This is a genomic window from Streptomyces sp. NPDC057271, from assembly GCF_042668715.1.
Taxonomy (GTDB): Bacteria; Actinomycetota; Actinomycetes; order Streptomycetales; family Streptomycetaceae; genus Streptomyces.
In genome coordinates this window covers 1-25,981 of sequence record NZ_JBHUYJ010000009.1, presented here as the reverse complement: position 1 = coordinate 25,981, position 25,981 = coordinate 1, and the positions used below count along the sequence as shown (strand labels likewise).

Sequence of the window (25,981 nt, the reverse complement as noted above, 5' to 3'; positions counted from 1 at the left end):
ACGACTTCCTTATGCGGGGAGGTGGTTGACCGGGTGGCTGTCGGTGGCCCAGAGGTACTGGACGGCGTACGCGCGCCAGGGCCGCCACCGCGCGGCGCGGGCGGTCAGCGCGGCGGGCGTGGAGGGCAGGCCGAGGCCCTCGGCGGCGCGGCGGACACCGAGGTCGCCGGGGAGGAAGGCGTCGGGGTCGCCGAGCGCCCGCATCGCGATGACCTCCGTGGTCCAGGGGCCGAAGCCGGGCAGGGCCAGGAGCCGCGCACGTGCCTCCTCCCAGTCGGTGGCCGGGCCGAGGCCGAGTGAGCCGTCGGCGAGGGCCCCGACGAGCGTGAGGAGGGTGGCGCGGCGGCTGCGGGGCAGCGCGAGGGACTCGGGGTCCAGGCAGGCGAGCGCCTCGGGGGTCGGGAACAGGTGGGTGAGTCCGCCCTCGGGGTCATCCACGGGCACGCCGTGGGCGGTGACGAGCCGGGCCGCGTGCGTACGGGCGGCGGCCGTGGAGACCTGCTGGCCCAGCACGGCCCGTACGGCGAACTCGGCCGCGTCGACGGTCCTGGGCACACGCCGGCCGGGCGCCCGCTCCACCAGTGGCGCGAGCAGCGGGTCGGTGCGCAACTGCTCGTCGACGGCGACCGGATCGGCGTCCAGGTCGAGCATCCAGCGGCAGCGGCTGATGGCGAGGGTCAGGTCGCGGGGGTCGGTGAGGGAGAGCCGGCAGGCGATGTGGTCGGACCGGGGGGAGAGGGACACGATGCCGTGTCCGTGCGGGAGGGCGAGAGTCCGTCGGTAGGCGCCGTCCCGCCACTCCTCCACCCCGGGGACGGCGGTCGCGGCGAGGTGGCCGAAGAGGTTGGAGGGGTTGAGGGGGAAGCGGTACGGCAGCCTGAGCGCGATCACGCCCGGGGTGCGCGGGGCGTCGGCGTCCGCCCGTGACCGCGTGGCTCTGGCACGCAGCTCCCCGGGGGCGAGCGCGAAGACCTCACGGACGGTGTCGTTGAAGGTCCGGATCGAGGAGAAGCCCGCGGCGAAGGCGATCTCGGCCATCGGCATCGGCGTCGTCTCGATGAGCAGCCGCGCGGTCTGGGCGCGCTGGGCGCGGGCCAGGGCGAGCGGCCCCGCGCCCAGTTCGGCGAGGAGCTGGCGTTCGATCTGCCGGGTGGAGTAACCGAGCCGGGCGGCGAGGCCCGGGACGCCCTCGCGGTCCACGATCCCGTCCTGGATCAGCCGCATCGCCCGGGCGACGGCATCGGCGCGGACGTTCCACTCGGGGGAGCCGGGGCTGGTGTCCGGGCGGCAGCGCTTGCAGGCGCGGAACCCGGAGCGCTGGCAGGAGGCGGCACTCGGGTGGAAGACCATGTTCTCGGCCTTGGGCGGCACGACCGGGCAGCTGGGACGGCAGTAGATCCGGGTGGTGAGGACCGCGGTGAAGAACACGCCGTCGAAGCGGGCGTCCTTCGAACGGACGGCTCGCACGCAGCGCTCGGTGTCGGTGTACATGCCTCCATGGTCGGGGACCCGAGGGGCACCGGCTGGCGAGAAAACGACATGGACCTTCCGGGGAGCGGGCCCGGTCCGGGTCCCGCGAGTCGCCCCGCCTCGATATCCCGCCGACACTGGAGCAGCATGGAGGAAACGGATTCCCGACGCCGCCGGCGGCCCGAGGAACCGAGGAAGTGGACGGGTGAGTGCAGAATCCCTGAGGCCAGCTCCGACGACAGCCGAATCACCGAGAAGCACCCCATGAGCGGACGGCTTGGCCACCGGCCCAAGGGGCTGGGGCTGCGCAGCGTCGCCGGGCAGGTGTTCGCCCTCCAGGCGGTCATCGTGGTGCTTCTCGTGACCGTGGGTGCGCTGGCCCTGATCTTCCAGGCCCGCTACGACACGGAGCGTGACGCCCGGAACAGCTCCCTCGCCGCCGCGGAGGCCTTCGCGCACGCTCCGGGTCTGGTGGAGTCACTGCGCGCCCCCGATCCGACCGCCCTGCTCCAGACGCGCGCCGAGAGCGCCCGGCAGGCCGCGGGACTCGACTTCCTCGCCGTGATGACCCCCGACGGGATCCGCTACACGGACTCCCGGCCCGAACTGATCGGACAGCGCTCCACCGGCGACTTCGCGCGCGCCCGGGAGGGCGAGTCGTTCACGGAGGTCTTCCACGGGGAGCCCTCGGACGCCGTCCGGGCCATCGTTCCGGTCCGCACGGAGGACGGCGACATCGTCGGCCTGGTCAGCACCGGTATCGAGGTCGAGAACGTCGGCAACGTGGTCGAGGACCAGCTGCCGCTGCTGCTCGGCACGGCCGCGGGCGCCCTGGTGCTCGCGGTGGGCGGCGCGGCGCTGGTGAGCCGGCGACTGCGGCGGCAGACACACGGCCTGGGCCCGGTCGAGATGACCCGCATCAACGAGCACCACGAGGCCGTGCTGCACGCGGTACGCGAGGGGGTGCTCATCATCGACGCAGACCTGCGGCTGCTGCTCGCCAACGACGAGGCCCGTCGGCTCCTCGACCTGCCCCCCGACGCCGAGCAGCGGCACGTGAACGAACTGGGCCTCGATCCCCGTACCGCCGCCCTGCTCTCCTCCGGACGGGTCGTCAACGACGAGGTGCATCTGGCGGGCGACCGGCTGCTCGCCGTCAACGTACGACCCACGGCCCCGTATCGCGGACGGCCCACCGGCACCGTGATGACGCTGCGCGACTCGACCGAGCTCGCCACGGTCTCGGGGCGGGCCGAGGTGGCCAGGGAACGGCTGCAGCTGCTGTACGAGGCGGGGGTGCGGATCGGCACCACCCTGGACGTGGTGCGGACGGCGGAGGAGCTGTCGGAGGTCGCCGTTCCGCGGTTCGCGGACTTCGTCACGGTGGAGCTGCTCGAGCCGGTGCTCCGGGGCGAGGAGCCCTCGGGCGCGTTCACCGAGATGCGCAGGACGGCGATCACGGGCTTCCGCGCCGAGCATCCGTTCCAGCCTGTCGGCGACCTGATCCGGTGTGTCGTGCCGACCACACCGATGGCGATGGCGCTGGACAGCGGTCACGCGGTCCTGGTGGAGGAGCTGGACAAGGCCGACGGCTGGCGGGCCCAGGACCCCGCTGGCGCGGCCGAGGCACTCGCGTACGGGCTGCATTCGCTCGTCGCCGTGCCGGTGCTGGCCCGAGGTGTGGTGCTCGGGATGGCGAACTTCTGGCGGGCCGGGACGCAGGAGCCGTTCGGGGAGGAGGATCTGACCTTCGCCGAGGAGCTGACCGCGCGCGCCGCGGTCTCCATCGACAACGCCCGCCGGTTCACCCGTGAGCACGCGATGGCGGTGACGCTCCAGCGCAGCCTGCTGCCGCGGATCCTGCCGGACCTGTCGGCGGTGGACGTCGCGTACCGGTATCTGCCCGCCAAGGCCGGGGTGGGCGGCGACTGGTTCGACGTGATTCCCCTGCCGGGTGCGCGGGTGGCGCTGGTCGTGGGCGACGTCGTCGGGCACGGGCTGCACGCTGCGGCGACGATGGGGCGGTTGCGTACGGCGGTGCACAACTTCTCCACCCTGGATCTGCCTCCGGACGAGCTGCTGGGCCACCTCGACGAGCTGATCGACCGCATCGACCGGATCGAGCGCGGATCGGAGGGCGAGTCCCGGGGCGGTTCCGGGGCCGGCGCCGAGGAAACGGACCGTACGGGCCCCGGCCGCACGGCGGAGGACTCCTCGGCCACGGACGGCTCGGCGGAGGGCGACGAGGGGAGCGAGCGGATCACCGGCGCCACCTGCCTGTACGTGATCTACGACCCCGCCGACGGCCGGTGCCTCATGGCCCGGGCCGGGCATCCGGGGCCCGCGCTCGTCCACCAGGACGGGCGGGTGGAGTTCCCCGAGCTGCCGGCCGGGCTGCCGCTGGGCGTGGGAGGGATGCCGTTCGAGGCCACGGAGCTGTACCTGCCCGAGGGGAGCCGGCTGGTCCTGTTCACGGACGGCCTGCTCGTGGACCGCGACCGGGACTTCGACACAGGTCTCGGGCTGCTGTCCGACGCGCTGGCCACGACGGGCCGCAGCCCGGAGCAGGCCTGTACGGACGCGCTGGAGGCCCTGCTGGGACCCGCGCAGGACGACGACATCGCGCTGCTGGTCGCCGACACCCGGCGGCTGGAGGTCGCGCGGATCGCGGAGTGGGACGTTCCGCCCGATCCGGCGGACGTCTCCCGGATCCGCAACGCGGGCGCGGCGCAGTTGACCTCGTGGGGTCTGGACGGCATCGCGTTCACGGCGGAGCTCATCCTGAGCGAGCTGATCACCAACGCGATCCGCTACGGCGCCGAGCCCATCCGGGTCCGGCTGCTGCGGGACCGCAGGCTGATCTGCGAGATCTCCGACGGCAGCAGTACGGCTCCGCACCTGCGCTATGCCGCGACGACCGACGAGGGCGGCCGCGGCCTGTTCCTGGTGGCCCAGTTCGCCGAGCGCTGGGGCACGCGCTACACCCAGCGGGGCAAGGTCATCTGGGCGGAACTGCCCCTGACGACGGAGGACTCGGAGCTGCCGGCCATGGCACCGGATCTGGACGCGCTGGAGGACCTCGCCTGGTGAGCCGACGGCCCCCGGCCACCGCGCCGGTGGCCGGGGGGCCGTCGGTGGCCGGGGGGCCGTGGGTGGCCGGGGGCGGCGGGGATCGGGGGCCGCCGGTGGCCGGGGGTGTCGGAGACCAGGGCGGCGGAGACCGGGGCGGCGGGGATCGGGGCGGCGGAGACCGGGGGGCCGGAGGTCACCTCAGCGCGGTGCGGGCGAGCAGCACGGCGACGTCGTCCCCCGGGGCACAGGGCAGCAGCTGTTCGAGGATGTCGTCGCAGAGTCGGCTGAGCGGACGTTCGAGGTGGAGCAGTGCCCCGGCGAGTTGGTCCATGCCCTGGTCGAGGTCGCGGTCCCGGGCCTCGATGAGGCCGTCGGTGTACAGCACCAGCAGGCTTCCGGGCGGGAGCGCGAGTTCCTCGGTCCCGAACTCCAGCCCGCCGGTGCCGAGCGGGGTGCCGGGCGGCCCCTCCAGGAAGGTGACCGCCCCGTCGGCCGTGGCGACGGCCGGCGGCGGGTGACCGGCCCGGGCGACGACGACGCGGCCGGTCGCCGGGTCGTGGACGGCGTAGACGCAGGTCGCCATCTCGTCCTCGCCCACGTCGGCGACGACCGCGTCGAGCGAGCGGAGGAGTTCGACGGGCGGCACTCCGTGCCGGGTGAGGGTCCGTACCGCCGTCCGGAGCTGGCCCATGACGGCCGCCGCGTGGATGCCGTGGCCCATGACGTCGCCGATGACGAGCGCCGTCCGCCCCTCGGGCAGGGCGATGACGTCGAACCAGTCGCCGCCGACGTCGTGGTCGCTCGCCGGGAGGTAGCGACCGGCCAGTTCCAGGCCGTCGACCTTGGGCAGGGCGTCGTTGGTCAGACTGCGCTGGAGGGTGAGGGCGGCCTCCCTCTGGGTGGTGTACATGCGGGCGTTGTCGATGTTCAGGGCCGCGCGCGCGACGAGTTCGTCGATGAGGACGAAGTCCTGCTCGTCGAAGGGTTCGCGCTCGTTGAGCCGGGTGACGGTGACGGCGCCGAGGACCGTGCCACGGGCGACCAGCGGCACGAGGCGCGCCGATCCGGTGGTGGCCTCGAAGTAGGCGCGCAGGGGTTCGGTGCGGGGGTCGGGGAAGAGCGCGGGGAGGTCGGAGTGGTAGAGGTTCAGCGGCTGGGCGGCGTTGATGACCCGCTCGTACACGGTGCCGAGCGGGATCTGGAAGGTCTGTCCCGCGGTGAGCAGCGCCGTCGGGGCGGTGGGGTCGGGGAAGGCGGCCGCGAGGCGGCGCAGCAGGCCCTGGGTGGCGGCCGCATCGTCGGGTTCGAGCACGGATTCGAGCAGCTGTACGTCGGCCGAGTCGGCGAGCTGCGGCACGATGACCTGGACGATCTCCTCCGCGGTCTGGAGCAGGTCGAGGGTGGTGCCGATCCGGGTGCCCGCCTCGGCGAGGAGGGCGAAGCGGCGCTTGGCCTGTTCGGCCTCGACGAGGGCCCGCTGGCCCTCGGTGATGTCGATGAGGGAGGCGATCAGTCCGAGCCGCCGGCCGGAACCGTCGAGGAGCGGGGCGTACGAACAGGACCAGGTCCGGTCGTGGTCGGGGTCCGCCGGGGTCCGGCCGGTGCGGCGTACGTCGACGGAGGCCCGGCCGCTCTCCAGCACCTCGCGCATGGTGGCTTCGAGGGCGACGGCGTTGACGCCGGGCACGACCTCGGTGAGCCGCCTGCCGAGGTGCTCGGCGGCCGAGACGCCGTTCATCCGCGCCAGGGCGTCGTTGACGCGGATGAAGCGCAGGTCGGTGCCGAGGGTGCCCAGGCCGATCGGGGACTGGGTGAAGAGGCTCTGGAGCGCGGCGAGGGAGTCCCGCATCCGCAGGACCTCGGAGGTCTCGACCGCGATGAGCATGGCGCCCGGCCGCCCCCGGGGGTCGACGTCGGGGACGATCCACATCTCCATGGTCACTTCGTGACCGTCGCGGTGCCGCACGGGAAGGGTGCCGACGACGGTCTCGCCGGACTGGACGCGTCGTGTCAGCTGGCCGGCGAGTTCCCGGTTGGCGTCCGGCACCAGAATGGGCGTCGCGACCCGGCCGAGCACGTCGTCGGGGCGGTATCCGAGCAGGTCCTGGGCGGCGAGGGACCACTCGACGACCCGCCCGTCGGCGTCCTCCCGCCACAGTGCGATCGGCAGGAGTTCACGCAGGACACCGGCGTAACCGATGGCCGCCGGTGGTCGCTCCGGCGTCTCGCTCGCCGACTGCGTAGTGTCCAACGATCCGACCTAACCCCGGGGGGTGCCTTCCTACCCGATCACCCTAGCCGAGCCCTCGACGCGGGGCCCTGCGTTACGGCTCCGGACGGTGGTGCGCCCGGTCGGCCCAGGGGGTTCCGCCCTAGGCGACCCGCCGGTAACTTGGCGCCGCCCACTCCCCACGGCATGGCAGGTACCCGATGCAGAGCTTGTTACGTACGGTCCGAGGCGCCCTTCTGGCGGGCGCCCTGCTGATCCCCGCCCTGCCGGGTTCCGCCATGGCGCGGCCCGCCCCGCCCCCGGACGCACGGGCCGCCACCGCCGCCCCCGACTGGACGCCGCCGCTGTCCACGCGCGGACGGCACATCGTCGACGCCGACGGCGACCGCTTCCGGCTGCGCTCCGCGAACTGGGACGGCGCCCAGGGCTCCTGGAACGGCTCGGGAGACATCGCCGACCCGACCAACCACCACGCCGGACAGAACGCCCACGGCATCCCGGTCGGCCTGGACCGCGCCCCGCTGCCGACCCTCCTCGCCGACTTCCACGCCCTGGGTCTGAACAGCATCCGACTGCCCTTCTCCAACGAGATGCTCAGGGCGACGGCTCCCGTGCCGGACAGCGCCGTCGCGGCCAATCCGGCCCTGCGCGGCAGGACCCCCCTCCAGGTCTTCGACGCCGTCGTCGCCGCGCTCACCGCCGACGGCTTCGCGGTCATCCTCAACAACCACACCGTGACGACCCGTTGGTGCTGCGGAGTGGACGGCAACGAACGCTGGAACAGCAGCGGGCAGTCCACGGCCCGGTGGGCCGACGACTGGGTCTTCATGGCGAAGCGCTACCGCGCCGATCCGCGCGTGGTCGGCGCCGACCTCTACAACGAGGTCCGCCGCGACATCTGGGACGACCCCAACTGGGGCCTGGGCGACAACCACGACTGGCACGCCGCCGCGCAGGAGGCCGGCGACCGGATCCTCGCCGAGGCCAACCCGGATCTGCTGATCGTCGTCGAGGGCATCAACTGGCAGGGCATTCCGGTGGACGGCTTCCCGCACGGCCGCCCCACCCTCACCCCGGTCCGTACCCTCTCGCACACCCTGGTGGTGTCGGGCAAGCTCGTCTACTCGGCCCACTTCTACGGCTACACCGGCCCGAACCACAGCGGCGCCACGGGCATCGGCGAGACCAGCGACCTCCGCTACCAGGACCTCACCCGCGAGCAGCTCCGCCGGACCGTCCACGACCAGGCGCTGTACGTCTCCGCCGAGACCGGTCGGCACTTCACGGCCCCGGTCTGGGTCAGCGAGTTCGGCATCGGCGCCGACGAGACGAACAGCCGTCCGCGCGACTGGTTCCGCAACCTGACCGAGCTGTTCTCCGACGCCGACGTGGACTACGCGTACTGGCCGCTGGTCGGCTGGAGCGGTGGCGGCGGAGGGGACAGCTGGGCGCTGCTGCGGTACGACTCCGAGGGCCGGCGGACCGGGGTCCTCGACGCGGGCGACTGGCGCACCCCCCTGTGGACCGGACTGACGGACGTGCCCGGCCGCACCGGAGCCGTCCCCGTCACGCCGTCCTGGTACCAGCTGACGACCGACCACCGCGACCACAACGCCTCGCTGCGCGTCCGGGCGGGCGGGGACTGGGACAGCGGCGCCCGCAAGGCCGTCTGCCCGGACGGCTCCCGGCTGGCCGGGCTCAGCCACACCGGGGGCCGCGGGCTGTGCGCGAGTTCGGGCCTGCGGGCCGCCGCCGGCGGCCACACGGTCGTCCGCGACGAGTCGTACGTCCCTGCGGGCGGCGACTGGGCCACCGGCTACACGAAGTTCCAGTGCCCGGCGGACGGGTTCGTGATCGGTTACAGCGTGCGCGGCGAGCGGGTCTCCGCCGCCCTGTGCGCTCCGGCCCGTACGGCGCTCCCGGCGGGCGGCGGCCGGACGGTGTGGTTCGACCGGGGTGACAACCGTCCGGCGGGAGCACCGGGCGGGGAGTACGCGAGCGGCCACTACAAGGGCCAGTGCCTGCCCACCGAGTACGCGGCCGGCATCGCCTTCACCACCCGGTTCGGCTCCCGGCCCTCCCCGGCCGCCCTGCTGTGCCGCCCGGCGCCCCCGGAGGCGTAGGGCTCAGAGCGCGGGAACGGCGCGGGGTGTCTCCAGAACGGCGGCGATGCCCTGCGCCAGGAACGGGATCCGGTGCGCGCAGACGCCCGCGATGTTGATGCGGCCGGCGTTCGTACCGTAGATGGCGGACTGCCGGCGCATCCGGCCCATCTGCTCCGGTGTCAGCGGCAGCATGGAGAACATGCCCTTCTGGCGCCGGAGCGAGGCCGCCGCGTCCGGGCACCCGAGGGCGTCCAGGTGCGCCACGAGGTCCGCCCGGTTGGCCGTGATCCGCCCCCGCATGACGTCGAGCTCGTCGCGCCAGACGGCCCGCAGCCCCGGGTCCGCCAGGACGGTGGCGACGACGGCGGCACCGTGGTCGGGCGGCATGGAGTACATGACGCGTGCGGCGTTCTGCAGGGCCGTCTCGACGTGCCGGAGCGTCTGCGGCGAGGAGCCGAGGACGATGGCGCATCCGGTGCGGTCGCTGTAGAGGCCGAAGTTCTTGGAGCAGCTGACGGCGATCAGCACCTCGGGCAGCCGGTCGGCCAGCATGCGGGTGGCCCACAGGTCGGCGTCGAGGCCGTCGCCGAGCCCGTGGTAGGCGAGGTCGACGAAGGGGACCCAGCCCTGTGCCGCGGCGAGGCCCGCCAGCGCCTCCCACGTCTCGGCGTCGGGGTCGATCCCCGTGGGGTTGTGGCAGCAGCCCTGGAGCAGGACGACATCGCCCCGCCGGGCGGCGCGCAGGTCGTCGAGCATGCCGTCGCCGCAGCCGTACGTCCGGACGGAGAGCCCTGCGCCCTCCAGTATGGGGCGGTGGTTGACGTACGCGGGGTCGCTGATCCACACCGTGGTGCCGGGCCGGGTCTGGCGCACGAGGTCGGCGAGGAGCCGCAGGGCTCCGGTGCCCGCCACGGTCTGGACGGCCGTCGCGCGCGCGGTTCTGGCCTCGGTGCCGAGGACCATGGAGAGCATGGCCCGGTTGAAGGCGGTGTGGCCGGAGAGTCCGCGGTACTCCTTGGAGTCGGAGCGGTCCGCGAGGCGTATCTCGGCCTCCTTGACCGCCGCCATGACCGGGGTGACGCCGTTGTGGTCGCGGTAGACGCCGAGGACGAGGTCGAGGCGCTCGGGGCGGGGGTCGGCGGCGTACTCGGCCGACAGGTCCCAGAGCGGGTCGACGGGCGGGGCGGCGAGAAGCTCAAGCATCGGCGGAGACCTCGGTTCGGGTACGGGGGCGGCGGTTGGCGAGTGCGACGCCGAGGGTGATGAGGGGGACGCCGATCAGGACGGGCAGGGTCGGCGACTCGTCGAGGAGGGGTACGGCGAGCAGGACGACGGCGACCGGGCTGAGGCTGCCGACGACCGAGCTGCGCTCCGGGCCGAGGCGGCGGATGGCGAACGCGTACAGCAGTCCGGCGCAGAGGCCGACGCCGAGGCCCTGGACGACGAGGAACAGCGCGATGTCGGACCCGGCCGCGTGGGCGATCCCGGTGGGCAGGACGCCGGTCAGGACCAGGAGAGCGATCACCGCGAAGGAGGGCAGGCAGAGGAGTCCGATCGACCCGACGGGGTCGAGGTCCACCTCGCGCAGGCCCACGGTGTACAGCGCCCACAGTCCGCTGGCGACGAGCAGCGTTCCCGCGCCGAGCAGGACGTCCGCGTCCAGGGCGGCCGTGTAGCGCCAGACCAGGGCGGCGACGCCCGCCACGATCAGGGCGAGGCCGGCCGACTGCGTACCGCGCGGGGCGCTCTTGCCGCCGGCGACCATGAGGGCGGAGACGAAGAGGGGGACCATACCGGGGACGATCGCCCCGACGAACGCGGCCGACGTCAGCGATCCGCCGTACATGGCGGCGAGGAAGAACGGTACGCCCGCACCGCAGACGATCTTGAGGGCGGGCCCGGGCCGGACCGCGGCCAGCTGGCGCCTGCGCCGCCACAGGGCGGGTGCGAGGACGACGAGGGGCACGCCGAAGCGCAGCAGCGCGGCGTCGGCGGGCAGCAGCGTGGAGGTGCTCAGGGCCCGGGCGCTCAACGCGAACGCGGCCCAGATCGCCACGGTGAGCAGCAGGGCCACGAGGCCCACGGCCTGCGGCGAGAGCGCGCTCCCGGTCGGGCCGGCACGGCGTGCCGGCTCTGCGGGCGGTGCCCCCGCCGTTCGTATCCCGCCCACCGAAGAGTCCTCCCGCTCGCCACCACTACTTCCGGCAACGGTAGAGCTTTCGGCGAGGCAGCCGATTGCCAGTTATGCCCTGCAGCCCTAGCGTGGGGGCAGAATCTGCCAAGAAGCGGCGGACCGATGCGGGAAACGACGAGGGAGCGACGTTGGACGCGGTGGACTTGCAGATCATCCACGAGTTGCAGCAGGACGGCCGGCTGTCCAACCAGGATCTCGCCGACCGGATCAGGCTCTCCCCCTCGCCGTGCCTGCGCCGGGTCCGCCGGCTGGAGGAGGCGGGGCTGATCCGCGGCTACACGGCCATGGTGGACCAGGTCGCCTTCGGGCTGCCGATCACCGTCTTCGTACGGATCCGGCTGGAACGCCACACCGCCGAGGCAGTCAACGTCTTCGAGCGGCACATCGGCCTGATCGAGCACATCCAGGACTGCTATCTGATGGCGGGCAGCAGCGACTACCTGCTCCGGGTCGTGATCGAGAGCCTGGAGGCGTACGAGGCGCTGGTGCGCAACCGGATCCACGCCATCCCGGGCATCGCCTCGATCGAGTCCAGCTTCGCCTTCGGCAGCGTGAAGCAGTCCAGGATCTATCCACGCCCCGGCGCGCCGGTGAGGTGAGGCTCAGCCGACGGCGGACTCGAAGGCCGCACAGGCCGTCGCGTCGAAGAGGACGAACCGCACCTCCTCCACCGAGGTGGCGGCCGCCCGCACCGTCTCGACGGCGATGCGGGCGCCGTCGTCCATGGGCCAGCCGTAGATCCCGGTGGAGATGGCGGGGAACGCGACGGTACGGGCGCCCAGCTCGTCGGCCACCCGGAGCGACTCGCGATAGCAGGAGGCCAACTGCTCGGAGCGGTCCTCGTCCCGGGACCAGACCGGGCCCACGGTGTGGATCACCCAGCGCGCGTCGAGCCGGCCGGCCGTCGTGGCGACCGCCTGGCCGGTGGGGAGCCCGCGGCCGTAGTGGCCCGCGCGGAGCTTGCGGCACTCCTCCAGGACGGCGGGGCCGCCCCGGCGGTGGATGGCGCCGTCGACGCCGCCTCCGCCGAGGAGCGAGGAGTTCGCCGCGTTCACGATCGCGTCGACCTGCTGTTCGGTGATGTCGCCACGGACGAGGACGAGGGTCGGTTCCGTACGCATACGGTCATCATCCCCCTGTCGCGCGCAGTCTGCGCCAGACCGCCTTGGCCGCGTTGTGGCCGGACATGCCGTGTACGCCCGGGCCCGGCGGGGTGGCGGAGGAGCAGAGGAACACGGCGGGGTGCGGGGTCGCGTACGGGAAGAGGGACAGCTTGGGGCGCAGCAGCAGCTGGAGGCCCCGGGCGGCGCCGCAGGCGATGTCACCGCCCACGTAGTTGGCGTTGCGGGAGGCCAGTTCGGCCGGCCCGGCCGTCGCGCGCGCGAGCACCAGGTCGCGGAAGCCCGGGGCGAAGCGCTCGATCTGACGCTCGATCGCCTCGGTGAGGTCGCCCTCCCAGCCGTTCGGCACATGGCCGTAGGCCCAGAAGGCGTGCTTGCCCTCGGGCGCGCGGCTCGGGTCGACGAGGCTGGGCTGCGCGGTGATGAGGAAGGGCCTGCCGGGGGCCGTACCGGAGGAGGCCTGGTCCAGGGCGGTGCCGATCTCCCGCATCCCGGCACCGATCTGGACGGTGCCGGCCTCGCGCGCCGCCTTCGCCGTCCAGGGCACGGGGCCGTCGAGCGCGTAGTCGACCTTGAAGGCGGCCGCGCCGTACCGGTAGTGGTCGTACGTGCCGCCGAATCCGGCGATCCTGGCGAGGGCGGTGGGCGAGGTGTCGAAGACGTAGGCGCGGGCCGGCGGCAGGTCGTCGAGCCGCTTGACCTCGTAGTCCGTGTGGACCGCGCCGCCGAGCGCCTTCAGATACGCGGTGAGGGCGTCCGAGATCGCCTGGGAGCCGCCGCGGGGCATCGGCCAGCCGCCCTCGTGCGCGGCCAGCGCGAAGACGAGACCGACCGCCGAGGTGGCGAACCCGCCCAGCGGGGCGATGACATGACCGACGAGTCCGGCGAAGAGCGCACGCGCCTTGTCGTCCTGGAAGCGGCGCATGAGCCAGGTGGACGGCCGCAGTCCGTCGATACCGAAGCGGGCGAGCGTGACCGGGTCCCGGGGCAGCGCGGTGAGCGGCAGGGACATGAAGTCCCGTGCCAGGGTGTCCCACTTGCCGAGGTAGGGGGCGACGAGGCGGCGGTACGTCCCGGCGTCGCGCGGCCCGAGGGACGCGGCGGTCTCGGCGACCGACCGGGAGAGCACGGCGGCCGTGCCGTCGTCCCAGGGATGGGCCATGGGAAGGCGCGGGTGCAGCCATTCGAGGCCGTACCGGTCGAGCGGCATCGTCTTGAAGACGGGCGAGCCGATCCCGAGCGGATGTACGGCGGAGCAGGGGTCGTGGCGGAAGCCGGGGAGGGTCAGTTCCTCGGTCCTGGCGCCGCCGCCCACGGTGGACTTGGCCTCGAACACGGCGACGGAGAGACCCCGGCGGGCCAGCTCCACAGCGGCGGTCAGTCCGTTGGGACCCGCCCCCACGACGACGGCGTCGAGCATCGATGGCACCTTCGGACTCCTTCGTCAGCCGATGGCCAAGGCTCCCAGGATATTTCCTGGGCCCCCGCGGCCCTCACCGCCCCCGCAGCAGTGTCCGGATCCGGTCGGCGGTGGCCTGGTCGCGTGCCGCGGTGAACGGCAGCGCGTTGCCTCCGGTGATACGGAACGGCTCGCCCGCGAGCGTCGTGTGCGCGCCGCCCGCCTCGGTCACCAGGAGCAGCCCGGCCGCGTGGTCCCAGGAGTACTCCCACGAGAAGGCAATGCCGTCGAGGAGGCCCCTGGCCACGTCCAGATACTCGAGTCCGGCCGAGCCGCAGGGCCGCGCGCGCACGCCCTCGGTGTCGAGACCGAGCAGGGCGCGCTTCTGGTCCTCGGTCGTGTAGTCGGGATGGGAGGTGGCGACCTCCAGGACCGCGCCGGGCGCCGGCGAGCCGGAGCGTATCGGCTGCCCGTTGAGCGTGGCGCCGCGTCCGCGCACCGCGACCGCCATCTCGTCGAGGGCCGGGGCGAACGTCCACGAGGCAAGCAGCTCACCCTGGCGCGCGAGCGCGACGAGGGTGCAGAACCCGGGCTCCCCGCTCACGAACTGACGGGTGCCGTCGACGGGATCGACGATCCACACCGGGGCGTCGCCCTGAAGGGCCTCGTACACCGCCGGGTCGGCGTGGACGGCCTCCTCGCCGACGACCACGGAACCGGGCGACAGCTGCGTCAGGGACGCCGTCAGATGCTCCTCCGCAGCCCGGTCGGCGATCGTCACCAGGTCGTGCGGACCGTTCTTCTCGACGATCTCGTGCGCGGCGAGCTGGCGGAAGCGCGGCATGATCTCGGCCGCGGCCGCCTTGCGGACCGCCTCCTCCACCTCGGTCGCACCGCCGGAGAGGACGTGGTCAAGGAAGTCATCGATCATGCGACCAGCTAAGCACGGCGCTCTGACATTCCGGGAGACCGTCCCTTAACCTTCCGTTTCCCCTCGGAGTACGCTTTCGGCCGGATCAACCCCTACGGGGCCGTCGGGGCGAGGGACGGCCCGTGCACGGCGAGTACGAGGTGCCGGGCGGAGAACCGGCGGCCGTCGACCTGGCGGCACGTGACGGTGCCCTCACGGACGTCCGGGTCGCGGGTGAGCGTGAAGCCCGCGGGGACGTCGACGCCCGACGGTGCCGAGGACGGCCGAGTCAACTCCCCGTACTTCGACGGTCCTGCGCCAAGGGGACCCGCAGGGCGGAGTGTCCCCGGTCCCACGACTCCCTCAGAAAGGCCGCCAGTCGGTCCTCCAGCATGATCGTCGCGGCACAGCCGAAGACGACGTCGGCCTCCAGGCCGGGCTCGTCGGCGAGCAGTCCGCCGACGACCTCGCGCCGTACGACCTGTTCGTGGACGGCGTCGGCCTCGACGTGCTCGCTGTAGAACCGCTCGGCGGCCGGCCCGGCGCCGCAGCGGCGCATCGCCCGCGCCATACGCCGCGAGCCGGGCGAGGAGGTGACCTCGACGCAGCCGAAGTGCCCGACCAGCGCCCCGCGCAGGGCGCGGTGCAGACCCAACAGGGACATGAGGTTGACGGTGGCCAGCAGCGGTGCGGGCGCGTGGTCCACGTACCGGCCGTAGGTCGGGTCGAGGCCCAGGTCCTCCATCAGATCGGCGAAGAGCCGCGCGTGGATGTCCGCGGCCCGTCCCGCGCCGAACTCGTCGTACTCGATGGCCACCATGCCGGCCTTGGCCCGTCCGGTCAGCCGCGGGATGACCCACGCGTGCGGGTCGGCCTCCTTGAGGTGGTAGAGCGAGCGCAGCGCCGCGTACTCCCGCAGGTGCTGGAGCCGGCCGTCGGTTTCGAGGTAGCGGCTGACACTGCCGCTCAGGTCGGCCGGCTCTTCCAACAGCGGTGCGAACACGTCCTCGACCGAGCGGTTACCGTCCGGCACTCCGGTACGGAGGGCGTGCAGGAACCGGGTCTCCAGGCCCTGCCTCAGCCGCAGCAGGTCGGGATCCCATTCGCGTGCGTCGTCCACCCCGCCGAAGCCCCGGTAGTGGAGCTCGTACAGCAGATGGAGGGCGAGCTGGAGGTCCTCGCCCCATGGGTCGGCCGTCAGGAGGGACCTGGGTTCGTACGCGGGCGGGGAGCCCGTACGCAAGGCCTCCCGTACGGCTGCGGACAGCTCACCCCGCGCCTGGGGGAGCACGGGACCGCCGCCCGGCCGCCCGGTGTCCGCGGGTGCCGGCGCCGAGGACGCGGCCGGGCGGGGGCCGGGGTCCGAGTTCTCGGGAGCCGAAGGCTCGGGACTCGACCGCCCGGAGGCCGGCCGCCGCCGACGTCGATGGCTGGTGTCGCACCACGGCTGGGTCCTGCTGCGGCGGCACGTGCACACGGCCACCATGAACCGGTCCGATCGGACCACGGTGCCGTCGTCCCTCACGGTCTCCACCGGCCCCTCCACCAGCACCGGCCCCTGCGGGTCCACGGCCACCCGTCGAGGAGACGGGCCCGTCGGGGCGTCGGGCGCACGGTCGGGCTCGGGCGGACGGTCGGGCGGGCCGGGTTCGGGCGGGCCGGCTTCGGACGCACGGTCGGGCTCGGGCGGACGGTCGGGCGGGCCGGGTTCGGGCGGGCCGGCTTCGGACGCACGGCCGGGTTCGGGCGCACGGTCGTGCGGGCCGGGTTCGGGGTGGCTGTCAGGAACGTTGCGCACGGATGATCACCAGTTCCTCCCTGTCCTCGACGCCTCCGACCAGTCCCCGGCTCTCCAACCAGGCGCGCCGCGACCGGAGCACCGGACCCCAGGGGACGACGGCGCGCCGCGTCACGCGCGCCTGCAGGCCCACTCGCCGCAGCCGCTGCACCGTGGTCGCCGCCCCGTTCATCCCGGAGTGGACGATCAGGAGAACTCCGCCCGGCGACAGCAGGGCCGGGGCGCTTTCGCAGATCCGGTCGATGAGCTGCCGTCCGTCCGGCCCCGCGTCCCACGCCCGGGCGGCGCCGTGCGACGGCAACCGGACACGGGGGGACGGGACGTACGGCGGATTGGCCAGTACGAGGTCGAAGCGGCGGCCTCTCGTGCGGGCCGCGAAGTCCCCGTGCAGCACGCGGAGCGTCAGCCCACGTCGTAGCGCGTTGATGCGGGCCGCGATGACGGCCTGCAGCGACACGTCGATCGCCGTGACGTGCGCACCGGTCGCGGCCGCGGTCAGGGCGAGAGCGCCCGTGCCGGTGCCGATCTCCACGACATGCTGCTCCGGCCCCAGCGTTTCGTGGCGGAGGGCGTCGGCGAGCAGCCGCGTGTCGGCCTGCGGGCGGTAGACACCGGGCAGCGTGACGAGCCGCTCGGGCCCGCTCCTCGCAGAAGAGGCGGTAAGGGACACCGGGGCACCTCCGACGAGAGTGGTGGATCAGCACCGCGGCTTCCCCGAACCGGGGAACATATCCCTGATGTCAGTAACCGATGTCCGCCGCACGCAGCACCCTCGCGGACATGTTCCGCTCCATCATCCGCAGCGCCGCCCGGGCGAGGTCCTCATGGATGTGGGCGACCGCGTCCTCGGCCACGGTCACCGACAGGTGCCGGATGTGGGCGTCCAGGGCCGAGTAGAGGATGCACTGTTCGGTCACCTGTCCACAGAGGACGAGGTGGTCGAGGCCGAGAGTGCCGAGCAGGTAGGCCAGAGGCGTCTCGTAGAACACCGAGTGGCGGGCCTTGACCACGAACAGTGAGTCCTCGTCGGGCCTGACCGGTTCGACGAGGTCGGGGCGTCGGCCCGAGAGGGCGGTGTCGAGGATCTCTCCGTGGTGCGAGTGCCACTGCCCGAAGTTGTCGTTCGCGTAGATCACGGGGATGCCGCGTTCGCGAGCGCGGTGCAGCAGGTCCACGACGACCGGGACGATCTCGGTCACGGACGGCACAAGAAGATCGGCGTCGGCGTGCTCGTACGTGTTGAGCATGTCGACGACGACCAGCGCGGACTCTCTCATGCCCTCAACCTCGCAGAAGCCCCGGCCGCCGACGGCGCGGCGATGCCGTGCGGTGGGCCGAGTGGCGCAGCGCAGTGTCGGGCGGGCGCATCGTCGAGGCGTTCTCAGGGCAGCCGCCCGATAGGAGACGACGTCCTGGCGCGGACGGCTCCCCTCCGCGCCACGTCGTCGCGATGCTGGGGACCGTGTGATGAAGAGCCTGACGCTGGGCGTCGAAGAGGAGTTCATGCTGGTGGACCGCGGCAGCAGGGCCCCGGTCAACCGGGCTCCCGCCGTGCTCCGCGCGGCGAGGCCCGCGCTCGGCGAGCAGGTCCAGACGGAGTACTACGACGCCCAGGTGGAGATCTGCACCCGCCCGGCGGCGCACAGCGAGGACACTCGCGAACAACTCGCCCGGCTGCGCCGCGTGGTGGGCGCCGCGGCCGAGGCGGCGGGCTGCCTCCTGGTCGCCGCCGGGACTCCGGCGGTGCCACCCGCCGAGCCGCTGACGGTGACCGACACCCGCCGGTACCGGCTGATGGCCCGCCGCTACGCCCCGCCCCGGAACCCCGCCTACACCGGCCTCGTCTGCGGCTGCCACGTCCACGTGGGGTCGCTGCGCCGGGATCATGCGCTGAGGCTGGCCAACCACATGCGACCGTGGCTGCCCGTCCTGCAGTCCCTCGCCGCCAACTCTCCCTTCTCGCTGCGGGAGGACACCGGCTTCGACAGCTGGCGCGCGGTCGAGCACGCCCGCTGGCCGACGGTCGGGCCGCCCCCGGTCCTCGACGAGCGGCGCTATCGCGACATCGTCGGCGCGCTGATCGGGGCCGGGGTGATCCTCGACGACCGGATGGTCTACTGGCATGCCCGGCCGTCCGAGCACGTACCGACCCTGGAGGTCCGGATCGCGGACGCCAACGCCGACCTCGATGTCGTGGTGCTGCTGGCAGCGCTCGTACGAGGTCTGGCCGTCGCCCTGCTGCCCGAGGCGGAGTCCCACGCCCCGCCGCCGAACGCCCCGTACAGCCGGCTCCTCCTGGCCCATCGCCTCGCGGCGGCACAGGGAATCGGCGGAGTCGGTCTCGACCCCGAGAGCGGCGAGGAGCAGCCGGCCGAACGGCTGGTGCACCGCCTCGTCGAGCGGGCGGCACCAGGACTGGAGCGGGCGGGAGACCTGACGCGCGTCGAGGACCTCTGGCGACGTCTCCGTACGAACGGGAACGGCGCCGCACGCCAGCGGGCGGTGCTCCGGCAGCGGGGCAGCCTCGAAGGCGTCGTCGACGCGCTCGCGGCGATGACCGCGGGTCCCTGAACCGGACGCCCTGGGCTCCCTGGCACGAGAGGGGATTGAAGGCACGCAAGGAGGGCAGCCGACCGTTTGGCCGGAGATGTCCGGCCGGAGCAGTGAAGGAGGAGACTCGTGAGCATGGTGAAGGAATCCATCGAAGTCGATGTCCCGCTGCGCCATGTCTACAACCAGTGGACGCAGTTCGAGGAGTTCCCCAGCTTCATGGAGGGTGTGGAGACGGTACGACAGCTGGACGACCAGCACTGTCACTGGAGGACGAAGGTGGCCGGTGTCCAGCGGGAGTTCGACACCGAGATCGTCGACCAGCTGCCCGACGAGCGGATTTCCTGGCGCACGGTGGGCGGCGAGGTACGGCAGAAGGGTGTCGTCACGTTCGAGCAGATCGACCCCGCCCACACCCGAGTCATTCTGGCCATGGACTTCCAGCCCGAGGGCATGGCGGAGAAGACCGGCGACGCGCTGGGCGTGCTCGACCGGCGGGTGAAGGGCGACCTGAAGCGGTTCAAGGGGTTCATCGAGGAGCGCGGCCGGGAGACCGGCGGATGGCGCGGCCGGATCACCCCGGCGGAACGCGACGCCATGACGGGGCACGGCGGCGGTCCGGGCGGTGCCACGACCATGGGCGAGGCACGCATGACCGACGAGGGGGCACCGCCGCGCCAGGACTACGCCGACAAGCCTCCGACGCCGGGCACGGGCCCGGGCCGGATGCCGGTGGACCCGGACGACATGCGGCACGGCTGACCTCGCGGGCCTCGCGGGCCCCGATCGCCCTGTCTGCCGAACCGCAGGCGGCCGCCGACCCCCGAGGGGCCGGCGGCCGCCCTTGTCACGTGCCGCCCTCTCACGCCTCTGTCACGTGCCGCCCCTCAGGCCTCACGCGTCCGTCACGTGCCGCCCCTCACGCCTCGCGGTCGCGCCGCAGGGTGCCGCGCGTCCGGCCGGGTCCGCCCCTTCCCGTCCCGGCCGCGACACGGTCGTGCACCGGGTCGCCCTGCGGCGGCCCGGAGCGGGGGGCGCGCCCAGCAGTTCGAGGAGGCCGGCGACCTCGTGTCCCGCCTCGGCAGGGTGGCGGAACTGGGCGTTGGGGTTGATCTCGTAGCTGTTCCGCCGGCCGTCCGCTCCCCGGGTGCGGGTGACGTACCCGTCCGCCTCCAGGTCGGCGACGATCGCCTGCACGGTCCTCTCCGTGACCCCGCACTCCGCGGCGACGTCTCTCAGCCGGATCCCGGGATCGCGGGAGAGCACGAGGAGCACCCGGGCGTGGTTGGTGAGAAACGTCCAGCTCGGGTGGTGGCGTGCACCAGCTGCCATGACCTCCGTGTGCCCACCTCACCGAAGGTCATGCTCTATACGTCCTGTTTTTCACGTATTTCTTGACGTATGTCGGAGGGCGGGGCACCATGACGGATGGGAGCGCCCCACGGAATCCGACCGGCACCGGCGGCATCCGCCGCCCCGCGATCCTGCTGGAGGTGCACGATGACCTCCGATGCCCGCCGCCAGTTCCCCTGCGCGGTATGCGGATGCCCGCTCGGCCCGCGCCCGTACAACGGCCGCGCACCCGATTCCTCGTACGTCGACCCCGACGATCCCCTCCGCGACGGTCAGCGCCCCCTGCTGGCCTGCAGCGTCGAGCACCTCGCGCTCCTCGAGGGGGAGCTGAGAGAACGCCCCTACCACGACGCGGAACTCTGGTTCGCGAAGATCACCCGCGCCATGGGGCGGCACGATCACGGCCTCAGCATGGCGGACCTCGGCCGGGAGACCGGACTCGACCAGGCACAGCTCGAAGCCGGGGCCCTCTGGATCACGCATCTCCCCCGCGTCCCGCACCGCGAGACGCGTCTCCGCGGCACCTCCTGACCTGCGGCATCGACGCGGCGGTCCAGACCTCGCGTCTCCCCGGCAGCATGCGGGAAGCCTCGTTTCCTCGGACAATGACTCGTTGGTGGCCTACGCCGAGCCGCCCCGTTGGGCATGGAACGTCCCGTCCAGCAGGGACGTCGGCACAGAAGGAGACCGTCAATGCTGATCACCCACGCCATCGAGGACGGCGTCCTGCACGTGACGTTTCTGCGCGATCTCGATGTCAGCAGCCGGGCGGCGGCCTCTCTGGAGACCGAGGCGCTCGTCCACTCCCACCGCCCACGGCACGTGCGCGTGCAGTTGCCCACCCGCGACCCCTCGGCGGCCTCGCTGAGCGTGCTCACGCGCGCGCGGCGGTTGTGCGAGCACCTGGGCATCCCGCTGACCGTCGTCGGCCCCGCCCGGCACTCCACACCCGACCCGGGCCCCGCCCCCTCGGGCGCCGCCGCCTGACGCCCGTGGAGGAGCGGTACGACGCCACGCCGTACCGTCCCTCCCTGCGGCGCGGCGAGGCGAGGTCATGGCCGACGCAGGCCATCGGCTCCGCACACCGGGGCGCCGGTGAGTGTCGTCAAAGTAGCGCCGTCCGCCCGAAGGGCGGGCCCGGCGGGCAGACGAGACTTCGACGACACGACCCAGCGCCGACGAGACTGCTGGTCTCCCGCACCGCGAAGGACGTAAGGCTCTCGGCCACGTCAGGGGTTGAGGGCCGGGATGACGTCGGAGCCGTACGCGTCGATCGTCACCTCCCGGGCGTCGTGCATGTTGTAGACGGCGAACTGGTCGACACCGAGCTCCCGGAGCCTCCTCAGCTTCTCGACGTGCGCTTCGGCCGGGCCGAGGAGGCAGAAGCGGTCGACGATCTCGTCGGGGACGAAGTCCGTGGAGGGGTTTCCGGCGCGGCCGTGGTGGCTGTAGTCGTAGCCGTGCCGGTCCTTGATGTACGTGGTGAGCGCGTCCGGGACCATGTCGGAGTGCTCGCCGTACTTGGCCACCAGATCGGCGACGTGGTTGCCGACCATGCCGCCGAACCAGCGGCACTGGTCGCGCGCGTGGGCCAGCGCCTCGGGTGAGTCGTCGGCGGTGACGTACGCGGGGGCGGCGACGCAGACCGTGAGCGCGTCGGGGTCACGGCCCGCGTCCACCGCCGCCTGGCGGACCGCCTTGACCATCCACTCGGTGAGGAACGGGTCGGCGAGCTGGAGGATGAAGCCGTCCGCCTTCTGTCCGGCGAGCGCCAGCGCCTTCGGGCCGTACGCGGCCATCCAGACCGGCAGCTTGCCGCCCGCCACCCACGGGATGCGGATCGGGTTGCCGTCCACGACCGCCTCGCGGCCCTCGGCGAGGTCGCGGATGGCGTCGATGGCCTCGCCGAGCCTGGCCAGGGTGTTGGGCCTGCGCCCGGCGACCCGCATGGCGGAGTCGCCGCGGCCGATGCCGCAGACGGTCCGGTTGCCGTACATGTCGTTGAGGGTGGCGAAGGTGGAGGCCGTCACCTCCCATGTCCGTGTCCCCGGATTCGTCACCATCGGGCCGACGTGGAGCTTGGTGGTGTGTTCGAGGATGCGGCTGTAGATGACGAAGGGCTCCTGCCAGAGCACGGCGGAGTCGAAGGTCCAGCCGTAGCGGAAGCCGTTGCGCTCCGCGCGGCGCATCAGGCCGACGACTTCGGAGGCGGGCGGGTCGGTCTGCAGGACGAGTCCGAAGTCCACGTCGTGGTTCTCCTAGTTCAGGTACTGGCAGGGATCGCGGGGTGAAGACGCCGTGTCCGGCACGCCCGGTGAACTTCCTCTGGTCGATGACGAGTTCGCCGCGCGAGAGGACGGTCTCGACCTGGCCGGTGACCGTCTTCCCCTCGTACGCCGAGTAGTCGACGTTCATGTGGTGGGTCTCCGCCGACAGCGTCTGGACGGTGTGCGGGTCGTAGATCACGACGTCGGCGTCCGCGCCCGGGGCGATCGTGCCCTTCTGCGGGTACAGGCCGAACATCCGGGCCGGCGTGGCGCAGGCGATCTCGATCCAGCGGCGGCGGCCGATGTGCCCGTCGACGACGGCCTGGTGGAGCAGGTCCATGCGGTTCTCCACGCCCGGAAGGCCGTTGGGGATCCTGGAGAAGTCGCCCCGGCCCAGATCCTTCTGGCCGGCGAAGCAGAAGGGGCAGTGGTCGGTGGAGACGACCTGGAGGTCGTTCGTCCGCAGCCCGCGCCACAGGGCCGCCTGGTGCTCCTTCGGCCGGAGCGGAGTCGAGCAGACGTACTTGGCGCCCTCGAAGTCCGGCTCGGCGAGGTTGTCGGTGGAGAGGAAGAGGTACTGGGGGCAGGTCTCGCCGAAGACCGGCAGTCCCTTGTCCCGGGCCGCCGCCAGCTCCGCGACCGCCTCCTCCGCCGAGACGTGGACCACGTACAGCGGCGCCCCGGCGACCCGCGCGAGCTGGATCGCCCGGTGGGTGGCCTCGGCCTCGAGCAGGACCTTGCGGACCTCGCCGTGGTAGCGGGGGTCGGTCTCGCCGCGGGCCAGGGCCTGTTCGACCAGGACGTCGACGGCGATGCCGTTCTCGGCGTGCATCATGATGAGCCCGCCGTCGTCGGCGGCCCGCTGCATGGCGCGCAGGATCTGGCCGTCGTCCGAGTAGAAGACCCCCGGGTACGCCATGAGCAGCTTGGATTCTCTGAAATGCCCCTTCGGCGTCGCCTCCCCACCCGAGGGGAGGTCCATTGAAATACCATTCTCATTTCGGAGCTCGTCATCGACGCCACCCTGCACACCCTCGACGGACCCGCAGAGTTTCACCTCCTCGTCCAGGACCAGCAGCTCGTCATCGCAGTGAGCCGTTTTCATCCTGCCTCTGTGGGGTGAAATGGCAGGTCAGCAGGGGTGCGCAACGAGACGAGGCTCCTGGTCGTTGCGGTGGTGTTCTCTACGCACCAGGCATCACCCGAGGAGCCTCGCTTGGTCCCGTATCGTGCCACGGTCGACGTCCCGCATGAGCTGGTTGAGCACGTTTCCTGGCTCATCTACGCACGAAGGTGTGAACGCCGTTAGCGGTGGCGGAAGCTGGGATGCTTCCAGCAGGCCCTGCTCGCGCTGGTGCACCTGCGCAAGAACGAGACGCTGCCCGCCCTGGCAGCCGGCTTCGGCGTCTCGACAGCCACTGCCTGGCGTTACGTCGACGAGACCCTCGACGTTCTCGCGGCATGGGCGCCGGGCCTGCACGAGGCCCTGACCGGCCTGGGAGAGGGCGACTTCGTCATCGTCGACGGCACCCTGATCCCCATCGACCGCATCGCCGCCGACGAGTCGTACTACTCGATGAAGCACCGCAAACACGGCATGAACGTGCAGGTCATCGCCCGCCCCGACGGCACACCGCCCTGGTTCTCCCGCGCGACACCCGGCCGCACCCACGACCTGACCGCCGCCCGCGCCCACGGCATCGTCCAGGCCTGCCTCACCCGGCAGATCCTCATTCTCGCGGACCGCGCCTACCAGGGCGCCGGCGCCACCGTCCGCACCCCGTACTACCGCCACCGCGAACAACCTGAGCACTACCAGCAGTTCAACTGCGACCATGCCCGGCTGAGAACTCCGGGAGAACGGGCCTTCGCGCAGCTGAAGTCCTGGCGAATCCTCCGACGAGCCAGATGCTCCACCCGCCGCATCAGCACCCTCATTCAGGCCGTCCACACCCTGCTGACCTGCAACTATCCAGGATGAAAACGGCTCATTGAATCCGTCCAATACGCGAGTCGGGCATTCGCCGAAGCCTGCAGGTCAGCAGGTGTCAGCCAGAGCATGGGCGCGATCGGGTCCAGCGCGGACAACGCGCTCGCAGAGTCCTTCAGCGCAACCTTCAAACGCGAAACACTCCAGGGCAGAAAAGCCTGGGGCAACGCGCGCGAGGCCCGCCTCGACGTGTTCCGCCGGCTGCACCGCCACCACACCCGACGCTGTCACTCCCGCCTCGGACACCGCAGCCCGAGCGCCTACGAGACAGCGTCCCGAGCACCATCAACGACGCTGACGCCAGTCGCATAACCCGTGTCCAGGATTCGGGGTCAAGGCCTCTCCTTTGAACCTCCGCCTCGTTTGTCCCGTGCTGGTGCTCGGTGTCCATCTCAGTCGACGGAGGCAAACATGCCGGATCCGGGCAGCCCGCCCGGTTGCGGGAGGTCCTCGGCGACGTTGGCAGGACGCGGGACCCCATCGCCACGACGAACCTCTGAACGAGATCTCCGGTGGTGGCACGCCGGCATGCGTGCGGCCTGGAGCGTGCGAGCGCAGGCTCCGCCGGCGGTGCTGCGGACATCGCGCGGATGGCCCTGGTCGTGCTGTGGGGGGTCATGCCCTTGCCGGGCCTGTTGCCCTGCGGGACGCCGGGCCGGGCGGGCACTGTTCGCGTTCGCCGGGCTGGCGTCTCGTTCCGCTTCGCAGGCTCTCATCGCATCGGTCGCCCTGTGGGCGATGGAGGAACCCGCTATGTCTTCCGTTTTCCTCGGCAGCAGCAGCCTCGTGTCGCGGTGGGGGTGCTGAGCGTGGGTGACATCGAGGTTCCGGAGTGGGCTGAGGGTGCGTTGGGTGCGTTGGGTGGTCAGGCGTGGCCGCAGTTGAGTGAGTCGGCGTTGGTGGCGGAGTCGCTCGAGTGGGAGGCCGTGGCGGGGTTTGTGCGGGAGTTGGAGGCGCGTTTCGGGGAGGAGGCGTACGGGGCGGCGCGTTCGATGGAGGGTGAGGGCGCGCGGGCGATGGAGGAGTCGGTCCGCGGGTTCTTGGAGGGTGTGGGTCCGGAGCAGGAGTTGCCGGCGTTCCAGCAGATCGCGAAGTACGCGCAGGATACCGCGGACAATCTGCGGAAGACCGCGATCCAGGTGGAGACGACGAAGGTCACCATTTTGGGGATGGTGGCGTGGCTGGTGGTGCAGTTGGCGATGGCGGCGGCGTCGCTGGTGGTGACGTTCGGGGCGTCGGCGGCTGTCTCGGCGGGGGTGTGGGCGGCGATCAAGGCCGCGATCCCCATGATTGTGCGGCAGTTGATCAGTGAGATTCTGATGGGCGCCGTGATCATGGGCGGGTTGAACGTGGCGGCGCAGGTGGTCGGGTTCGCGAAGGGGACGCGTCGGGAATTCGGTCTGGAGAATCTGGCCGAGGTGGGTATCAATGTCGGGATGGGCGCGATCGGTGGGGCGATCGGGTTCGGTGTCGGCAAGGTGTTCACGGCTGGTGTGACCAAGGCGCTGGGGGCGAAGGCGGC

21 protein-coding genes and 4 pseudogenes are annotated in these 25,981 nt (G+C 72.3%); 10 read left to right on the top strand and 15 right to left on the bottom strand.

Going from position 1 to position 25,981, the window contains the following annotated elements; genetic code table 11:
- Positions 1-9 precede the first annotated feature (9 nt).
- The gene (locus ACFUJR_RS06700) at positions 10-1,491 is read right to left on the bottom strand and encodes an AlkA N-terminal domain-containing protein (protein WP_383178609.1); all 1,482 of its coding nucleotides are present in this window, start codon (positions 1,489-1,491) and stop codon (positions 10-12) included.
- Positions 1,492-1,734: 243 nt separating this feature from the next.
- Between ACFUJR_RS06700 and ACFUJR_RS06695 the strand changes: the two genes are divergently transcribed.
- Positions 1,735-4,560, top strand: coding sequence for a SpoIIE family protein phosphatase (locus tag ACFUJR_RS06695; RefSeq protein ID WP_383450252.1), 2,826 nt, complete (start codon positions 1,735-1,737; stop codon positions 4,558-4,560).
- Positions 4,561-4,735: 175 nt separating this feature from the next.
- Here the strand turns inward: ACFUJR_RS06695 and ACFUJR_RS06690 are convergent, their stop codons facing one another.
- Positions 4,736-6,793: a SpoIIE family protein phosphatase gene (locus tag ACFUJR_RS06690; RefSeq protein WP_383177381.1), complete on the bottom strand. Its 2,058-nt coding sequence runs from the start codon at positions 6,791-6,793 to the stop codon at positions 4,736-4,738.
- A gap of 179 nt (positions 6,794-6,972) precedes the next feature.
- Here ACFUJR_RS06690 and ACFUJR_RS06685 point away from each other — a divergent pair, with 179 nt between their 5' ends.
- Complete coding sequence (locus ACFUJR_RS06685; RefSeq protein ID WP_383177378.1) at positions 6,973-8,895, top strand: glycoside hydrolase family 5 protein; 1,923 nt, start codon at positions 6,973-6,975, stop codon at positions 8,893-8,895.
- Positions 8,896-8,898: 3 nt separating this feature from the next.
- On the opposite strand, the gene ACFUJR_RS06680 is transcribed toward ACFUJR_RS06685, so the two are convergent.
- Together ACFUJR_RS06680 and ACFUJR_RS06675 are read right to left on the bottom strand one after the other, a co-directional pair.
- Positions 8,899-10,080, bottom strand: coding sequence for an aromatic amino acid transaminase (locus tag ACFUJR_RS06680; protein ID WP_383177375.1), 1,182 nt, complete (start codon positions 10,078-10,080; stop codon positions 8,899-8,901).
- Positions 10,073-11,047, bottom strand: a complete 975-nt coding sequence (locus tag ACFUJR_RS06675; protein WP_383177372.1) for a DMT family transporter — start codon at positions 11,045-11,047, stop codon at positions 10,073-10,075. The genes ACFUJR_RS06680 and ACFUJR_RS06675 overlap by 8 nt, the downstream gene beginning before the upstream one ends.
- Positions 11,048-11,208: 161 nt before the next feature.
- Between ACFUJR_RS06675 and ACFUJR_RS06670 the strand changes: the two genes are divergently transcribed.
- A complete protein-coding gene (locus ACFUJR_RS06670; RefSeq protein WP_383177369.1) occupies positions 11,209-11,670 on the top strand; it encodes an Lrp/AsnC family transcriptional regulator in 462 nt (153 codons plus the stop codon).
- 3 nt (positions 11,671-11,673) lie between these two features.
- Here ACFUJR_RS06670 and ACFUJR_RS06665 read toward each other — a convergent pair whose 3' ends face one another.
- From ACFUJR_RS06665 to ACFUJR_RS06630, 8 genes and pseudogenes are all read right to left on the bottom strand, one after another.
- Positions 11,674-12,192, bottom strand: a complete 519-nt coding sequence (locus ACFUJR_RS06665) for an O-acetyl-ADP-ribose deacetylase (RefSeq protein WP_383177366.1) — start codon at positions 12,190-12,192, stop codon at positions 11,674-11,676.
- Positions 12,193-12,199: 7 nt separating this feature from the next.
- Entirely contained in the window at positions 12,200-13,621 is a 1,422-nt protein-coding gene (locus tag ACFUJR_RS06660) for a phytoene desaturase family protein (RefSeq protein WP_383177363.1), read from the bottom strand.
- A gap of 64 nt (positions 13,622-13,685) precedes the next feature.
- Positions 13,686-14,522 (bottom strand): inositol monophosphatase family protein, encoded by an 837-nt coding sequence (locus ACFUJR_RS06655; RefSeq protein ID WP_383177360.1) that lies wholly within the window; start codon positions 14,520-14,522, stop codon positions 13,686-13,688.
- A gap of 92 nt (positions 14,523-14,614) precedes the next feature.
- The gene (locus tag ACFUJR_RS06650; RefSeq protein ID WP_383177357.1) at positions 14,615-14,794 is read right to left on the bottom strand and encodes a hypothetical protein; all 180 of its coding nucleotides are present in this window, start codon (positions 14,792-14,794) and stop codon (positions 14,615-14,617) included.
- Positions 14,791-15,792: an iron-containing redox enzyme family protein gene (locus ACFUJR_RS06645; protein WP_383177384.1), complete on the bottom strand. Its 1,002-nt coding sequence runs from the start codon at positions 15,790-15,792 to the stop codon at positions 14,791-14,793. The genes ACFUJR_RS06650 and ACFUJR_RS06645 overlap by 4 nt, the downstream gene beginning before the upstream one ends.
- A 144-nt stretch (positions 15,793-15,936) precedes the next feature.
- A pseudogene (locus ACFUJR_RS06640) lies at positions 15,937-16,053 on the bottom strand (CDGSH iron-sulfur domain-containing protein); the annotation flags it as partial.
- A 229-nt stretch (positions 16,054-16,282) separates the two neighbouring features.
- Entirely contained in the window at positions 16,283-16,969 is a 687-nt protein-coding gene (locus ACFUJR_RS06635) for a HemK2/MTQ2 family protein methyltransferase (protein WP_383177354.1), read from the bottom strand.
- Positions 16,970-17,039: 70 nt separating this feature from the next.
- Positions 17,040-17,576, bottom strand: a complete 537-nt coding sequence (locus ACFUJR_RS06630; RefSeq protein WP_383177351.1) for an isochorismatase family cysteine hydrolase — start codon at positions 17,574-17,576, stop codon at positions 17,040-17,042.
- 190 nt (positions 17,577-17,766) lie between these two features.
- On the opposite strand from ACFUJR_RS06630, the gene ACFUJR_RS06625 reads away from it, so the two are divergent.
- Together ACFUJR_RS06625 and ACFUJR_RS06620 are read left to right on the top strand one after the other, a co-directional pair.
- Positions 17,767-18,870, top strand: coding sequence for a glutamate--cysteine ligase (locus ACFUJR_RS06625; RefSeq protein WP_383177348.1), 1,104 nt, complete (start codon positions 17,767-17,769; stop codon positions 18,868-18,870).
- A 108-nt stretch (positions 18,871-18,978) separates the two neighbouring features.
- Positions 18,979-19,437: pseudogene (locus ACFUJR_RS06620) on the top strand (SRPBCC family protein); the annotation flags it as partial.
- Between the two features lie 306 nt (positions 19,438-19,743).
- Here the strand turns inward: ACFUJR_RS06620 and ACFUJR_RS06615 are convergent.
- Positions 19,744-20,181, bottom strand: a complete 438-nt coding sequence (locus ACFUJR_RS06615) for a helix-turn-helix transcriptional regulator (RefSeq protein ID WP_383180511.1) — start codon at positions 20,179-20,181, stop codon at positions 19,744-19,746.
- Between the two features lie 168 nt (positions 20,182-20,349).
- Between ACFUJR_RS06615 and ACFUJR_RS06610 the strand changes: the two genes are divergently transcribed.
- Complete coding sequence (locus ACFUJR_RS06610) at positions 20,350-20,733, top strand: hypothetical protein (RefSeq protein ID WP_383180514.1); 384 nt, start codon at positions 20,350-20,352, stop codon at positions 20,731-20,733.
- 162 nt (positions 20,734-20,895) lie between these two features.
- Positions 20,896-21,189 (top strand): hypothetical protein, encoded by a 294-nt coding sequence (locus ACFUJR_RS06605; protein WP_383180517.1) that lies wholly within the window; start codon positions 20,896-20,898, stop codon positions 21,187-21,189.
- Between the two features lie 242 nt (positions 21,190-21,431).
- Here ACFUJR_RS06605 and ACFUJR_RS06600 read toward each other — a convergent pair whose 3' ends face one another.
- Entirely contained in the window at positions 21,432-22,448 is a 1,017-nt protein-coding gene (locus tag ACFUJR_RS06600; RefSeq protein ID WP_383180520.1) for a TIGR03842 family LLM class F420-dependent oxidoreductase, read from the bottom strand.
- A gap of 12 nt (positions 22,449-22,460) precedes the next feature.
- A pseudogene (locus ACFUJR_RS06595) lies at positions 22,461-23,397 on the bottom strand (amidohydrolase family protein); the annotation flags it as partial.
- A gap of 288 nt (positions 23,398-23,685) precedes the next feature.
- Here ACFUJR_RS06595 and ACFUJR_RS06590 point away from each other — a divergent pair.
- The 3 genes and pseudogenes from ACFUJR_RS06590 to ACFUJR_RS06580 all read left to right on the top strand — a co-directional run.
- A pseudogene (locus ACFUJR_RS06590) lies at positions 23,686-24,450 on the top strand (transposase family protein).
- 9 nt (positions 24,451-24,459) lie between these two features.
- Complete coding sequence (locus tag ACFUJR_RS06585; RefSeq protein ID WP_383180527.1) at positions 24,460-24,771, top strand: integrase core domain-containing protein; 312 nt, start codon at positions 24,460-24,462, stop codon at positions 24,769-24,771.
- 497 nt (positions 24,772-25,268) lie between these two features.
- On the top strand, positions 25,269-25,981 hold a 713-nt coding region (locus ACFUJR_RS06580), incomplete at its 3' end, for a hypothetical protein (RefSeq protein ID WP_383450249.1).

Excerpts from the sequence above, each read along its gene's own strand:
- ACFUJR_RS06700 (WP_383178609.1), bottom strand. The coding sequence starts at position 1,491 with ATGTACACCGACACCGAGCGCTGCGTGCGAGCCGTCCGTTCGAAGGAC.
- ACFUJR_RS06695 (WP_383450252.1), top strand. The coding sequence starts at position 1,735 with ATGAGCGGACGGCTTGGCCACCGGCCCAAGGGGCTGGGGCTGCGCAGC.
- ACFUJR_RS06685 (WP_383177378.1), top strand. The coding sequence starts at position 6,973 with ATGCAGAGCTTGTTACGTACGGTCCGAGGCGCCCTTCTGGCGGGCGCC.
- ACFUJR_RS06680 (WP_383177375.1), bottom strand. The coding sequence starts at position 10,080 with ATGCTTGAGCTTCTCGCCGCCCCGCCCGTCGACCCGCTCTGGGACCTG.
- ACFUJR_RS06665 (WP_383177366.1), bottom strand. The coding sequence starts at position 12,192 with ATGCGTACGGAACCGACCCTCGTCCTCGTCCGTGGCGACATCACCGAA.
- ACFUJR_RS06655 (WP_383177360.1), bottom strand. The coding sequence starts at position 14,522 with ATGATCGATGACTTCCTTGACCACGTCCTCTCCGGCGGTGCGACCGAG.
- ACFUJR_RS06630 (WP_383177351.1), bottom strand. The coding sequence starts at position 17,576 with ATGAGAGAGTCCGCGCTGGTCGTCGTCGACATGCTCAACACGTACGAG.
- ACFUJR_RS06625 (WP_383177348.1), top strand. The coding sequence starts at position 17,767 with ATGAAGAGCCTGACGCTGGGCGTCGAAGAGGAGTTCATGCTGGTGGAC.
- ACFUJR_RS06615 (WP_383180511.1), bottom strand. The coding sequence starts at position 20,181 with ATGGCAGCTGGTGCACGCCACCACCCGAGCTGGACGTTTCTCACCAAC.
- ACFUJR_RS06610 (WP_383180514.1), top strand. The coding sequence starts at position 20,350 with ATGACCTCCGATGCCCGCCGCCAGTTCCCCTGCGCGGTATGCGGATGC.
- ACFUJR_RS06605 (WP_383180517.1), top strand. The coding sequence starts at position 20,896 with ATGCTGATCACCCACGCCATCGAGGACGGCGTCCTGCACGTGACGTTT.